The sequence below is a fragment of the Pseudoalteromonas sp. SR44-8 genome (assembly GCF_014163635.1).
GTDB lineage: Bacteria > Pseudomonadota > Gammaproteobacteria > Enterobacterales > Alteromonadaceae > Pseudoalteromonas > Pseudoalteromonas rhizosphaerae.
The window spans coordinates 64,511-79,329 of sequence record NZ_JACJDS010000007.1; the positions used below are offsets into that span (position 1 = coordinate 64,511).

Sequence of the window (14,819 nt, forward strand, 5' to 3'; positions counted from 1 at the left end):
ATTAATTCTGCTCTAAAAAGTGATTGAGTTGCAGTGACTCAAAAATAATTTCGTCGTGAGAGAAAACACCAAAACCGGTGTCAGCTATATTGCCAGTCGAAAACTCGAGACTGATGTTATGGTCATTTCTAAACCAATCTTGGTCCCAACGTACTTTGATCCACCCTTGTGAAAAGTTACCTAATGGCAGCTGTTTTCGCCAACCTACACTGGTGATGTATTGCCATGTGCTATTAGGGCGATGTTTATCAGCAAACTTATAGTAACTGGTTAATCCGGCTTGGAAGATTTGCCCTTGATAATATTGATGCCAAGATGCGCCAAAACGCAAAATATCTAGGCTTGTCCAATCGGCATTGGACGTGCTGCCGGCGAGAAAATTAAAGTAACTATCAACCCACGGTTGATAGCGATATTGATATTCGCCTCGCCAACCATGCGGGTGATCTTCGCGATAAAAATTATAAATGTCTGAATTGAGTTTAGGATCAAATAAAAAGTCTTCAATATTAGCACTGCTGTAGCTGTAGAATGGACTTATTTGCCATTGATGACGATGACTTTCATCAATGCGCCAGATCTGACCAATCTGCACATAGGTATTAAATGCATATTGGCTGTCAGTGTCTGCTTGACTTGGTTGCCATGTGGTTTGCAAGGCGCTGTCGACGTACCAAGGACTGTCATGATCTTGCCAAGAATGATAGCCATCAATCGAAAATAGTTCGCTATCTTGTTCGCTCAAAGAGTAAGTAAGATCAAGACGATACCAATTCTCATCGTCACTTAATCGAAACCTAGCGCCAACATCCATACTATGACGAATAGGGACGTTTTCGCTAGATTCAAAAATACCTCGGCGGTCATAATTAATAAATGCTTGCCAGCTTAAGTCGTCTGGATGAAACTGTGCGACCTCAGTTTGCAGGGCACGCTGAGCAACGGGCAGTTGGTAAATTACGGTGTTTGCGAAGCTGTTTTGCTCGGCTTCAAAATTAGATATTTTATGATTGCTTTCACTCAATTGCCAAGTATATAAGCGAACGTGCTTGATGCTGTCGGTGCTGACTTCTATTTTACCTGCTGGGTGGAAAAAGCTGCGTTCAAGGCGTTGTTCAAATTCACCAACAATACTGCTTGGGAGCATTTGCTCGAGCTTAACTAAGCGATCGGCTGGTAATTGTGCGATTAAATGCCGCTCTGGCAGAACAGTGTAAAATAACAAGTTATTGCTAAGCGGTAAGTCATACCAGCGACCATTACGGTACTCTTGTGCGCTGATTGTCATCATTTGTGATAAATAAGGATTAAGCCATTGCAACGAGAGCACATTTTCGGTTAGCTCAGTTTTATTAAAACCAAATGCAGTTGGTTTATCAGGTTGTATTGACCAAACTTTTTCCGATGTGGCTAATTTTATTGCAACGTTCGCGACATTCCCTTGGGATAAGTCAGCCGCTGCAGATAACTCTGCGACCGAAAAATGAAAGTTTAAACGAATTTGTTCTGAGCGGGTTTGGCTCAAGTCAATATGTAAATCATGATGTGGGCGTAAGACTAATCCTTGCGTAAAACCGCCTTGGCTACTGGTACGCAGTAATTGGTCGCTATAGCTACTCTCATCTTGAGAATCCACAGCAATGAGTTGCGTGCCAGCAAAGTCAGTATAGTCTTGTAGAGGAACCCACTGGCCATAACTTTGTATACGTGAAAATAACTGCGCGAGTTGTGGAGGTAAGCTCAGGGCATTTACTTTCGCTAAAACTTGCGTGTACTCATTGGTGGTTAGCGTTTTATCCGCTAACTTAAATAAGGTATTATTCAATAACGTCTGCATGTTGATATCGGTGTCATATAGCAACGCCATAAATGGTGTTTGCCAAAAATAGCGGGTTGCCATATTTTGATAATTATACGTCGTCGTCAATGGCTGCGAGAGTATTTTATAGGAAATAAATGTTTGTTGATCACTATATAAGCGAACTGACTCACCAGCTTGTAATGTGATCAACGCGTCACTGGAGATCGACAGCGGTTGAGCATCATTGCGTAATAGGGTTTGCGAGTTAATATCAGAAAAAATTGGCAGTACAGTGTGTTGCGCTGATTTTGATGATTGCGATGTCTGTTGTGCAAACAACCAGCTCATTTTATATTGACCATTTTGAACACTGGTACTGCGCGCTCTTAGGGCAATTGTGAGTGGTTGGCTTTGCGCTTTGAATGTTACCGCTTGGCTTTTATTAACCACCAGTGCTTGTATTAACCCCGTTGGGCTGGCAAGCGTTTGCGTGCCTGGGTAATCAAGTTCGTAGCTGGGCTGTTGAATATCTGCTTCGCTGTAATCGCGCCAATTTAATTTTGCAAAGCTTGTTTGCAATGCCGCTTGATTAGGTAAGTCATGACTTAACCACAATGCGAGTAAGTTTTTTTGTTGTTTGATTGCAAGCGCAATCAAAATGTTCCTACATGGCGCTAATAAATCTAAAGCATTGGCACATAAACCTTGCAGTTTATAGTCTTGCTCTAATGCTTGATATTGTTGTATCAACTGATTGCCAGCATAGGATTTGATAGCCACTTCTTGGCTGCTTTTGTAGAGCCCTTCAAGGTAGCTTTTGGCTAAAGCGTCGCGCCCTTGCGCCATCAAAATAGTGAGACGCAATTGCCACGCTTTAATTGCAATATCTGTATTGGGCACGTTGACTAATTTTTTAATTAATTGCAGTGCCTGAAGTGGATGCTCTGCCATTAAATACTCAGCTTCACCGAGTTGATGTTGCCAATGCATAGTATCAGTGGAAGTTATTGCCGCAGTTTTTGTTTTCAGTGGTTTATAAGGGAGCAGTGCGGCAGTAAACTCATCACCGATTTGGCTAATTTGCTGGGCCAATAAGTTATGAATAAGATTACTTTTTTCTTTTAGCGTACCTGCTTGTGCATAGAGCAATTCATTATTTGGTAAATCTAGTAATTGATCACTTTGCATTACGTATTCAATTGGTTGGCGCTGTTGCTGAAGATTCTGAATGCTTAATTGAGTTGTTGTTAAAGGCACGTTTAACTCAAAAGCGGCAAAATTTTCGCTTTTTAGCAAGGTTAAATGCCATTTTAAGTTACCACTGCGAACTAACAATTGGCTATCGACACTGCTGCGCGCATGCAGTGTTATCGTCGTTCTCACGCGCTGTTTATTGTTTAGAGAAAATTGATGCTGTTGCTGGCCTAATTGATGTATTTGCGCATAGTGCTCTGATAGTACAGGGTAGCCAGTATCATCAACCATCCGCAGTCCGCTAAAGCTATCAAACTGCTTAAATTGACTATTAAAGTACACTTTATCCTGCGACTTCGGAACAAGAAAATCGCGAGATGAAATTGTGCTAAGTAAATCTTGATAACGACGTTGCGAAAGTAATTCACCACTTTGATAAGGTGAATTGTTTAGCTGTGATAAGTCGTGTTGCGAGTAGATAGCACGCAGCGTGTTGTCTAAATTATTAACCCAATATGGTTGAAACAAACGTTCTTGTTGCTTATCTATTGCTTGATCATCAAAAATTGCTCTGTGATTTTGCTCAAGTTTAATATAAGCGTCTGTTTCACTACGTATAGTTAGGTATTCACCTTTATCTATTGCTAAGTAATCGGTATTGGCCAAACCAATGTGTTGGTCACTATACTCGCTGGCGCGACTGGCAATAACACCGAGCACACTGATCGGTTGCTCATTTACATAGGTATAGACTTTGCCGTTAATATCTTTATTTAGTAAATCTTTGCGCACAGTTAGTTTTAATTTTTTAGCGTGTTGAAAGTACAGTTTTACTTTTTCGCCCGCTTTAAAGTGATAATAATGCTCAATATTTTGACCATATTGTAAACGAGTTACCGCTCGTGGTAGCTTTACGGCGCGACGGAAGCTATCACGGTGACGGTTTGTTTCACCGACCATTGCCGTTAAGGTTACACCTTCATCAAGGTGATTGGTGATTTTTAAAATGCGGTTATATGATGCAATCGGTAACTGACACTTGGCTTGTTCACAGATAAAATCGCGACTCACATTGAGTCTCTGCTGGGCAAGGTGACTGGTCCCCGAGCTGTAAATAAACGAATTAAATGTTGTACTATCCAGCTCCAGCCATTGACCTTTTGCCAGCCAAAGATAACGACTTTGTTTAGCTTCAAAATACATCGCTTGCTGAGATTTATCTAAATGCACGTTAGGTGTCACATTTAGCCACATAGGCGAACTCAAAATATTGTCATTACTGGCTAAGCCGTGTGGGCTCAAAGTAAGCAATAGGCTGAAAATAATAGCAGTTATAGCGTAATGCATATTTTAAATTGACTCATCAAAGTAGGCTGTTGAACAAGTTGCGCGCGTAATATATCACTTAATTCAATATGGAAAAATTCGCCATTGCTTGGCAGAATTTTATTTAAAATATTTTTTGTGCCGCCAAGCTCTGTAACTTCTAACGGATATACATAACTGGCAAGTTGTAATTTGTCAGTTAAACACTGGCTTATTTGCTGTAATTTAGCTGTAGCTGGCTTGGCACCATGACTGATTATTACATCACTATTGCGTGCTTTTTTAGTGTGTCGTTTTTTTGGATCAAAGCCGTGTATCTGATAAATAACGAACTGATCGACTGTGTTGGCGTAGCTTTGAATAAACGCATTGGTAACACTGTAGTGGTATTTACCTAGATCACTTTTTTGTCCATCAGCTGCAAGTGTATTGCGATGTATGGTATTGGCTAAGAAAACCTGGCATTCAGTAAATAGAGCCATCGCAATAGGGTAGCTGTGTTTGTCAAAATAGCGGTGCGGAGCATAGGCAATACACTGACTGCCACTCGACTGGTATTTTATTTCTCCTGCTATAACGTGTTCATCTTTCGTTACTAAAGTTAACGCTGATGTTAGTTCGTTGCCTTGCGCCAAGTTTGTTTGCGTGTTCAGCCATTGCGCTAGTTGGGCTTTTGTAACCGCATAGGCACCATTTTGTGATGACGAACTAGCGTAACTTGCGCTAGTTAATAACAGTAATATTATCGCAAGTAACCGTTTAGCTTGCATCATCATTCCACCACCTTATTTTTACTTCTTCGTTAGCGTACTCTTCTAATACTGCGATCCAGACGGTTTTATTGCTTGTAATGGTTAAACTGTTGAGCGCACGAACATCAGCATTGAGCTGTTGAGTAATTGCCGGGTAAGCAAATAGTTGACTGTCTTTTGGATGGATCAAAAAGGCATCACTTAAGCGGCTCGGCTGAAGTCCATAGCGCTTGTTTGCAATACTATAATCATGGGTTAAGCCACTTTGGTATTTAGCACGTTGAGCAATATCGAGGATAATGCTCTGCTCAGCATAATGGCTGTACGCTTTTAATACCACACTGTACGGGCGTTGCGTTGGATATGCTAATTTTAGTGGCGTATTTGCCGTAAGTTTATACAACCGTTGTTTAAGCCACGGGCGTTGCCCTTGCCAGTTTTGATAAATTTGTTGGGCATTTTTTTCAATACTTGCCAGTTGTTCAAAGTCAGTGTCTACTAAATTTACTTCTCTGGCTGTTTTGTTGTTTAGTTGATAAACCACACTGCCTGGATCTGTACTTGGCGCATTAGTCGCCGCTTGCAGCAGATGCTTATTTTGCAATGGTGCAAAGTTATAAGGGCTGGGCTCAGTAACTGGGGTAAAATATTTTGTTGGGCTATTGACCAATGCGACATTAGAGATCGGTAATTGTTTAAACAGCTCTCTTGATTGATAGAAACTGTCTTTAATTAGGATCTCTGGTGGCTCTTGGAAAACTCGGATATTGACGTAACTATCTTGTTCAGTAAAGTCGTAATGGTTATCAGCTTGTTGCTCATACCAAGCGGCAATATCATGAAAGTTTGGATCTTCAATACATTTCGTATGGCATACCGTACGTTGATAGTTAAACTGGCTATTACGTGATTTGACACGTACAAGAGTCGGTTGCTCAGTTGTAATTACCAATGCCGCTGCACGTTCGTTAAGACGTAAATAAAAGCTATTTGCTTTAGGGATTTTTTCTCGTTGTGTGGAATCTAGAATAACTCGATCAAATTCAGATAATTCATCGTCATAAGAAATAGTAAAGGTATCAATTGGCTGATTATTTTGATCATAAACAATCACAGTAGCATGACCTCGACTAGATGATCTGAGATCGATGTTAATATCGCTACTTCCTTCAAGTGTGAAGCGAGCATTTAATAAGTTACTTATTTGATAGTAACCATCTTGTGCGGTCGTTAACGGTTGTAGTGAGCTAAAAGACCAATTACTTAACAGTGGCTCGGTGCTGCATATAGTTACTAAACCAATATCTAATGGCTCGGTAATAAAGCTCAGTGGCTGCGCTGTAATTGCGCGATAAAGCACAGTATGTGGTGCAATAAACTGACTTAAATCATACCAAGTTAAATTGATTTCAGCTGATTTGTCCAGACTGAAAATAAGCGAATCTGGCTGTTTTAGTTCAATGCTCGCACACAGTGTCGCATCGGTGTAATAGTCATTTAAATTAAGTTGTTGCTGCGCAAAGTCATAAGTAACAACATTGTAGGGCAGCGTTTCATATAAAATGTCGGCTTTAAAGTCGATCCCAGGAATACCTTGTGGAGCAAGTTTTAGCCATGAATAGGTAACTGCATTGTTTATTTCTGTGGTTGATAACGCATTAACCCCAATACTGTGATATGCGCTGCTTCGCTCTCTTCGCTCTAATGGTAACTTGAGCCACGCGCTGTATTTATCATCATTATCGTTATGTGTTTTAGCATGGACTCGCACTACAACTCCCATAACTTGGCTATCTTCGCTAATTAACTTTAATGATACGCTGGTAACGTTCTTTAATTGTTCTGGGCTGATATAAAAAGATTGCCCAGATGAGACCTGTAAAGCTTGCCGATTTTCAATAATTTGCTTTATTTGTTGCTCATTGTCGGGAGGTGTTAGTTTTGACGCATGGTGATAGACATGACTACTAATTACTTGTTTTTTTTCATTTAAGAATGCGTATTCAATGGCATAGTTTATCGGTTTATCTAAATCCTGTGGTTCAGAAAATATCGCATTTGATAATACTCGGATCGAGTGTGTTCTAGTGCTAGAAAACGAAAAAATCAATGGTTTTTCAGTGCTTAGCCATTGAACGTTAGAGCGTGTCTCTTCATCCGAACGGCTAGTTATAGGTTCAGCTGACTGTATCCACAGATAAAAACTAAACAGCGCAAAACTAAGCCCAGTAAGTATTAGGAGCAATATGAGTATTTTTAAGAGTCGTTTAATAAATTGCATACGATCCCTCAATCATCATAGTGTTAAAACGGTTTTGGTCAGTGAGACGGTTTGTTATCGGATTAAAAATTGCCAACAGCTTACCTTTTTGTCTGATCGCGAGGGCATACTCTTGGCGGCCTTCAAATTCAATTGTTTGTAATTCACAGTTAGCGAATGGTTTACATAGTTGTGCCAGTGCCGTCAAGCGTTGCGTGCTGGCATAATGCTCAATCGTTTTTAAAAAATGACTTTGCTGCTGTGAACTTACAGCTTGCCAATTGGCAGGCGATAATGTGGTTATATTCATTACTTTAATTGTTGGTTGCGCTGAAATCGCGAGCAAGCGTTGTAAAAGACTTTGCTGGTTAACAGAAAATTGCTGTTTAAAATCAGATGCAAGCCACAGGGTTGCTAGTTCGCTGTGGGGAGCAAATATTTGATAGCCAGATTGCGGCGACGTACCAAGCTCTAAACCTCTTGTCGCGGTTTGGCCTTGCACAACTTGGTAATCAACAGCCAAATCTTGCAAACTGTGATTAAGTGTTTGTAAAAGATGCTGGTGGGCGTTATTTGATTGCGTATATTCAAAAGCTAGGGCGGTGGGTCTGATCCATGATGGTGCACTGTGACTACGAATTTGTAAGTTTAAAATGGCATTATTTTGTGCAAACCGTAAATAGCTTTGATGAACCACATTAAATAATGAATCAACGTTATTGGGTAATAATACATTCGCTTGTGGATGCGCATAAGGATGGGCACCGGCGATCAGTAAATGCTCTGCCCGGCTATTTACAAATAGTTCAGTGGCAAACTTTAAGGTATTACTTTCAAATAATGGTCGCGGTACTTCAATATTAAGTTGGGTACTTGATGTCAGATTGATGACATAGAAACCTTGACCATAGGCTATTGCAGCCCCATCAACGAAAGGGGCGATAAGTAAAAAGCGACCTTGCGCGTTATTGAGTAATGTTAGCTGATAGCCCATTAGTCTGGCTGTGGCATTAATTTGATTTAGTTGATTGATTATATTCTCATCTACATCTTGATCCGTCAGCTTAGTTTTTAAACGGTATAGAGGGTGTAATATTTCAAATTCCCACAAGGCGGCTTGATTTGCCGTTAATGGTTTATAAGCGCCACTGCCTTTAGCGGTAATGTTGTCAGCAAATAGCTCAATCACTTCATTCAGGCTCTGCGTTGCATAGCTAATTGCGTTGTCCTCGTTATTACTTTCATCACGAGATATGTTAGCTAATAACGTAGTGTAGTTATCACTATTTAAAAACACTTCAAACAGCTGGCCATTAAAATTTGCTGCAGGTAAAGAGCTATTGGTTGCTTGACCAAAAAAAGTCTCTTGATGTCCTAATAGCTGTTGGATCAAACGTTGGCTGAGTGAGCTTGGTAACTGATTGTAAATCCAATACTGACTTGTTGCGCCGACAGGGGTTTTGATTAACAAACGATTTGTGCGATTGTTAACTTCCCGTACTTGAAATAGTTGCTCAAGCCCCAGCGCTTCAATAAATGCTAAATAATAAGGACTTTGTTTATTATTATGAGTTAATTCCGTCGTTGGTGTAGCACTGGTACCAAATACTAAGGCACGACTGTCAAAGTGTGAAAATATAAGCCCCGCAGAGTCGCTCGCTAAACTTTCTGAAGTGGGAAATGGTACCGTGACTATGAAATCTGCGCTTGGTTTTCGAGAAATAACAAATAACCCGCGTTGCGAGGTTTTTCTAGCATCGCGAATGTAAATATAACTATCATCAAATTGCAATTGAAAATCAAGTTTAGCTAAGCGCTGTTTATTCAGCAGTAAGTTTTCTATTGAATTAGGGGCTTTATTAATTTCATAAATCGCTTGTTTAAAGTTATTTTTGTCCTGACTAGCTTGATAACTGCTGATGTCTAGTTGTCCTTTATTGCTCGTATAAAGGTAGCTTTTATATTCACTGATCTGTTGACCAAGAGCGCTGACTTTGTTTGTGCTTTGCAATTCTTTAATGTCAGTTGTAACAAATAAAGAAGGGATAAACATGATAATAAAGCCGATCACAATGGCTAACGCACCGCCTAGGATTGAAGTTTGAAAGGTGGCTCGGATCACTAAGCCTAGTGCGCTTTTTTGATATATTTTTAATGCTAAAAGCGTAGACAGCATATAACCAAAAGCAAAGGTATCGGTAACTTTTATTTCAGGGTAGTAGTGCACCACAAAATAATTTAAAAATAACTTATAGATAAAACCGATATTGAAGAAAAATAGCAATAATCTTGCACCTTCAATATTGGCATTACGTAACCGCGTAAAGTTTAATAGCGAAGCACCAATGATCAGTATAATGGCTGTTTCTGCAAAGGATGTGAGCAATTTAGTTGGCTGCATAAGCTGCAGCGCCAATAATGCGGGTAGCATAATGCCATTAAATTCCCAGCCATATTTAATATTGGCACGCGACGCAATAAACGCAGTGATCACCAAAATAATATAGGCTTTTGGTGCCGCTATAATTGATGCGGCAACCGCTTCATACATAATTGCTAAATTGGCGATGCTAAAGTTAGTCATTGGCATGAGTGCAAAACGAACTAATAAGAAAGTAATTAGTAGCTGAACAATGGTAACTTTCATGCCGTACTTAAAGCCACCATTCCACATCACGTTGGCAGTGAGGGCGATAATAACTAACCCCAGGGAATAAAGCTGTGATGAATAATCAAAGGTTATATCCCAACCGCTGAGCACGTTAGCAATCAATGGCCAAAACAAAGTATCCATGACTACACGCACTAAAATACTGATCAAGATAATGGCAAAAAAGCGGTCACGACCAAACATCTCGGCGTAGCCAAATCTTTGCATTACGTACTTAGCGCTAAAGAGCATTAAGCCATACACTACTACCGCTTCAATTAAGATAACGGCGGCTGAGGTTGGGCTAACAATAAGTAGTGGCACTAAATAACCAGGCACAACAAGCCCAGTAAGCGGAAAACCAAATCGTAAATTTAACAAACAAACAACAGTAATGCCTATCCATACAGTGGTGATCACCGATTGACCTAAGCCACCACCTGCTGGAAACAATTGTAAAATAAAATCACCCACTAGTTGATGGCTCCATCAAGTTTTGAGCGTAAAATTGCTGTTGTTTGCATAATGAATCACACAGTTGTTTGCTGTTGGGCATTTGCTCAATAAAAAACGCAATATCAATAAACTCAAATAAAATACCTGAAACCTGAAATGGCTCGCCAGATGCATTTTGTAGATGACTTGCATCCATTGCTCGAACATTGAGTATATAGGTATTTTCATCAAGCTTAGCTTGAAGATAAATATCGCCTTTTTGTAAGGTGATAAAGCGTAATTTACCTTTCGCGGTTTCAGTATCTAAATCAGTAACTAAGCAGAGCAAATCCAATGCTGTCATATCAAAAATAGAGAATTGATGCTGCGCAGCTAGTTTTTCTAACGATTTGTTTATTTGCACCACTTGACCAAATAAATTAAATAATACAGTCGCAGAGCGAACATTATTAAACACATGCTCTAAGGTCGTTAGCTTTTGTTCCATTTCCGCTATCGACGTTTTTACTTGCTGGCTGAGCGGTTCTTGTAATTTCAAAGTGAGTAGTTGAGATAGGGCGCTATCATTAGCATTATTTTGTGATTCAATAATTCGATAATGGAACAGTAATTCACCCACTTGTCCGGCAAAGGCATTTACATTGCGCTCAAATGCTTGTTTGTTAAATTGTGCATCAGGCATTACTGTCATTGCCCAAAAACCACGAACATCACCGGCATAGATCAATGGTACGATATATTGCAGCTCACCGTCACTTAGCTCATTAAAAAATGGGCGCAAAATTGGCACAACACCAAATTCTTTTAAAGCATCTGAATATGGCGCGCGCTTATAATCGCGGCGCATTTCTTTAATATCACTAAGGTGGCAATTGACGGCTCTTATTTCGGTTAGTCGGTGATCGCCTTCTTTACGCGCTAAAAATATCGATTTATTCAAAGCAAGTTGTTGAGTTACCAAGCGAATAATCGCATCCCAAGGCGAGCTTTGAGAAATAAATGACTTTGGTAAATAGCGCCCAGCCATTTTCTGTTGAATATTCCCAATTAGGCTAGTGAGCTCCCTGTCTTCGTTGAGTTTTCTAACCAATATTACCCACACTAGTGTAATAAAGGTAAAAATGGTCATCTGGCCAACGGGTAAAAATAAATGCTGAAACACTAAAATAAAATACCCTAAGCCAAACCAACATATACTTGTTAGCACTGCAATTACGATACTGTAACTAATTGATAATTTTTGAAAAGCGAACAGCAGTAGTAAAGAAATACTAAGCAGCAGTAGGGTGCTTTGCCATAGTGTCAGTAGCGATATGCTGCTTTGCTTATCAAGTGTATCGGCAATATAAGCAGTAAGTAATAAATAGTTTGATGTCTGGGTTAATTTAGGCGCATTAAGTTTTACCCCTAAACCAGCATTATGTTGACCGAGAATAATGATTTTGTTTTGTAACTGGCTGGCCATAATGTCCATTGTCATCAGCCGTTCAGCTGAAAACTTTGGCAGTGCAGAAGGGGCTAAAGCGAAGTTAAGCAATACACTTTTGCTACTATCAAGGTCGTTAAACAGTGTCGGCCAAATTGCCAGACATGAGCTGTCAGCCATAGCGGCTAATTCAACATTGTAGCCAGACCAATCGTTTATATGTGGTAGGCAGTAGTCATTTTTAGGGTGTGGGTAAAAAACAGTGTTTTGTGCCATGTCCGTCAAGGTTTTATTTACTGTTAGTTGTTCATTAGCAAAAACCAATACTGCTTTTGGTTGATAGCTTAATAGTTGTTGTACTAGTTCATTATGTTCGCGACTTAAATGCTCACTTTCAATGATCACAACATTGCTTTGCTGGCTTTGTGTAAGATTTGCTAAACGGCTATAGAAAAAGGCATTTGATGAATTAAACAGTGATAATGAATTTGAGATCACCACAATGATAAACAGGCAAATAGTAAGCCAAAAAGAACGCTGGCGTTTAAGTAAAAAAAACTGTTGTTTAAAAGCCACGATTAGCTCCAAAATAGAATAGAGATTAATTAAAGGTGCTATACGTTAGTTTAAACGTAACAGAAGACGTTGCATTTAAACGTAAAAAGTCAAATCCATGGATTTTATCCGTGCGCCACATCGTATCAGTGAAGTTTACTTTTTGTTGCCATGAAATCATTGCCATATCATCCAACGCCAAGCTTGCTTCGCCACTATTTGGCGCAAAGTGACGCAAGGTAACTTTAATACCGCGCGGTGGTAACTTTTCTGGGCCAAGTGTTAAGTCGTCAGAAGGCAGTGAAAAGTCATAGTTTAAGGCTTGCCAGTCATGGTTACCAGCCGGTTCAATATCGACCAATTGAGTAGAAAATTCAAGGCCATCCTCAGCGGTGGTATAAACTATTTTTGCGTCTAGTTTTCCGGCGTTTTCAGCTTTACTGTAACCAAACAAACTAAACTCCTTGAAGACATCAATTGAGCCATCATCATTAGGTAATTCCATTGCACGAATGGTTTGTCTAAATGGGAGCAGCGATGGCGTGTTATCAAACTGGGTGCGAGCAGAGCATAAGCCTTGCGCGCCTGAACGAGCACCACTTAAGCAAGGCGTTACGCTGTCGCCGGTGTGATCCCAACGAGCAACTTCTAGTTGTTCATCATCGTTATCCCAATCTTCAAAGTCACCGAAAATCATTAAATCGCGCCCTAAAGTGACATCACTTGGCGATCCGTCAATGATTTCAAGTTTAGATAAAAATGCTTTTGTTGATGGAGCAAAGTTGCGTAAATCTAGAATGCTTTGATTTGGGGTAACTGTAACTGTTTCCGTGTGCTGAGAAACAGTCGCTTGATCTGCGGTGAAAAATACATCGGCATAACCATCTCGTGGGATCAAGGTAATGTTATTATCAGAAAACTCAGCCAGACGTCGTAATAAATAATCACTCAAAAAACCATTGGTAAATTTAGGCTGATACCCTTCAACATAAATAGGGTAAGCAAAAGCGCGCTTCGTCATAGGAGATGCATCTTTGTCTACATTTACTAACACCGCAACGCCAAGCAGCGTTTCTAAGCGGTCTTGGTCAAACACAAAATTGCCTAAGCCTAAAATGGCAGGTACGCCATTAAAAACTGCAAAGCCTTGGGCAATATGCGGATGATGAGCAACTAATAAATTGGTTTGTTGTTTGGATAAAGAATTAAACCTGCCTTTAATGTAACCGCTGGGTTGATAAGTGTATTCATCACCACCATGCATTTGGGCAATTACATAATCACTATTTTGCACTGCATCATTAAGATAGTTGGAGACTAATTCTGTTTCTGTTAAATCTGCGGCACCGCCTTTTGTGGCATCGGTAACATAGGTAATTGCATGTTCTTTACCTGTAATGGAGGTCGCTGAAAAAAGTCCTAACGTGAGTGTTCCCACATCCATGAACTTTGCTTGGTAAGCACTGGCTATGTTTTTCCCTGCGCCACTGTGAGCAAGGCCAGCGCTATCTACTTCAAGCAAAGTATCATTGAGGCCATCTTCTAAAAAGTCATACACATGATTATTTCCTAGTGCGACGTAATCAATACCAATGGCTTTGATCCCATCTAGCGTCTCAGGTAATGAAAAAAAGCTAAACTCTTTTGTTGGATGTGCTGCTTCAGGACTACTTGTTATCGGTGTCTCTAAGTTTACTGATGAAAAATCAGCAGCTTGAAAAAATGGTGCGACAAAATGTGTTAATGCTTGAGCATTTTCACTGGCTGTTGCTGGACGAATAAGTGCCCCTGCGACATCAGGGATCGCAGCCGTCATAGTTGCCAAAGAGGGATCTAAAAAGCGTCGTGCAAACATAGTATCGCCAGCAAATAGCAGGCTAACCGAGTTACTACTCTTAGCTGTTAGGGTCAGCTGTTGCTGAGTGTTATCAGCAGTAATTTTGACTGTAGCGACAGCAGGGAAGTAACTTTCATCAGCGATCATTAACCGATGGTTACCTGTTGTAATACCTGAGTAATTAATTTGCCCACTGGCATTTGTTTGATACTGCTGTCCTGCAAACTCAACCATGATGCCAGCCACACTATTAGCTTGCTGATCGGTTATTGTGATTACACCATTAAACGTTTTTTTTAAATAATCATCGCGCAGTTGTGCATCGCTCTTTTGGGCTTGTGTTTCGCCTGTATCATAGGGGTCTTCAACCTTACAGCCAGCGATAATTAGGGCTAAGCAGAGAATAGAAAAGAGTTTATATTTTTTAATTTTCAAACAAGCCTCGTTATCACTGTAGTTACATTTTTTAATACGTTTTCATTATACGGATTTTTTGTGGAAATGATATTAGCCAAGTATTTGAATTTTTCTAATATCATTCATACTAAATTATAGTCAGTTG

At 40.0% G+C, this 14,819-nt stretch carries 6 protein-coding genes; all 6 read right to left on the bottom strand.

Going from position 1 to position 14,819, the window contains the following annotated elements; genetic code table 11:
• Position 1: 1 nt before the first annotated feature.
• From H5183_RS04915 to H5183_RS04940, 6 genes are read right to left on the bottom strand one after another with little or no spacing between them, the layout of a single operon-like run.
• Positions 2 to 4,342, bottom strand: coding sequence for an autotransporter outer membrane beta-barrel domain-containing protein (locus H5183_RS04915; RefSeq protein ID WP_220496260.1), 4,341 nt, complete (start codon positions 4,340 to 4,342; stop codon positions 2 to 4).
• On the bottom strand, positions 4,327 to 5,097 hold the full coding sequence (locus H5183_RS04920) for a hypothetical protein (RefSeq protein ID WP_182731087.1): 771 nt from the start codon (positions 5,095 to 5,097) through the stop codon (positions 4,327 to 4,329). Before H5183_RS04920 ends, H5183_RS04915 begins: the two co-directional genes overlap by 16 nt.
• Positions 5,081 to 7,354, bottom strand: a complete 2,274-nt coding sequence (locus tag H5183_RS04925; protein ID WP_182731088.1) for a hypothetical protein — start codon at positions 7,352 to 7,354, stop codon at positions 5,081 to 5,083. The genes H5183_RS04920 and H5183_RS04925 overlap by 17 nt, the downstream gene beginning before the upstream one ends.
• Entirely contained in the window at positions 7,341 to 10,457 is a 3,117-nt protein-coding gene (locus H5183_RS04930) for a poly-gamma-glutamate biosynthesis protein PgsC/CapC (RefSeq protein WP_182731089.1), read from the bottom strand. Before H5183_RS04930 ends, H5183_RS04925 begins: the two co-directional genes overlap by 14 nt.
• Positions 10,450 to 12,441 (bottom strand): hypothetical protein, encoded by a 1,992-nt coding sequence (locus H5183_RS04935; RefSeq protein WP_182717069.1) that lies wholly within the window; start codon positions 12,439 to 12,441, stop codon positions 10,450 to 10,452. The genes H5183_RS04930 and H5183_RS04935 overlap by 8 nt, the downstream gene beginning before the upstream one ends.
• A gap of 25 nt (positions 12,442 to 12,466) precedes the next feature.
• Entirely contained in the window at positions 12,467 to 14,692 is a 2,226-nt protein-coding gene (locus H5183_RS04940) for a CapA family protein (protein WP_220496263.1), read from the bottom strand.
• Between the last annotated feature and the right edge of the window lie 127 nt (positions 14,693 to 14,819).

Coding starts and splice junctions, on each gene's coding strand:
- H5183_RS04915 (WP_220496260.1), bottom strand. CDS start 4,342: ATGCATTACGCTATAACTGCTATTATTTTCAGCCTATTGCTTACTTTG.
- H5183_RS04920 (WP_182731087.1), bottom strand. CDS start 5,097: ATGATGATGCAAGCTAAACGGTTACTTGCGATAATATTACTGTTATTA.
- H5183_RS04925 (WP_182731088.1), bottom strand. CDS start 7,354: ATGCAATTTATTAAACGACTCTTAAAAATACTCATATTGCTCCTAATA.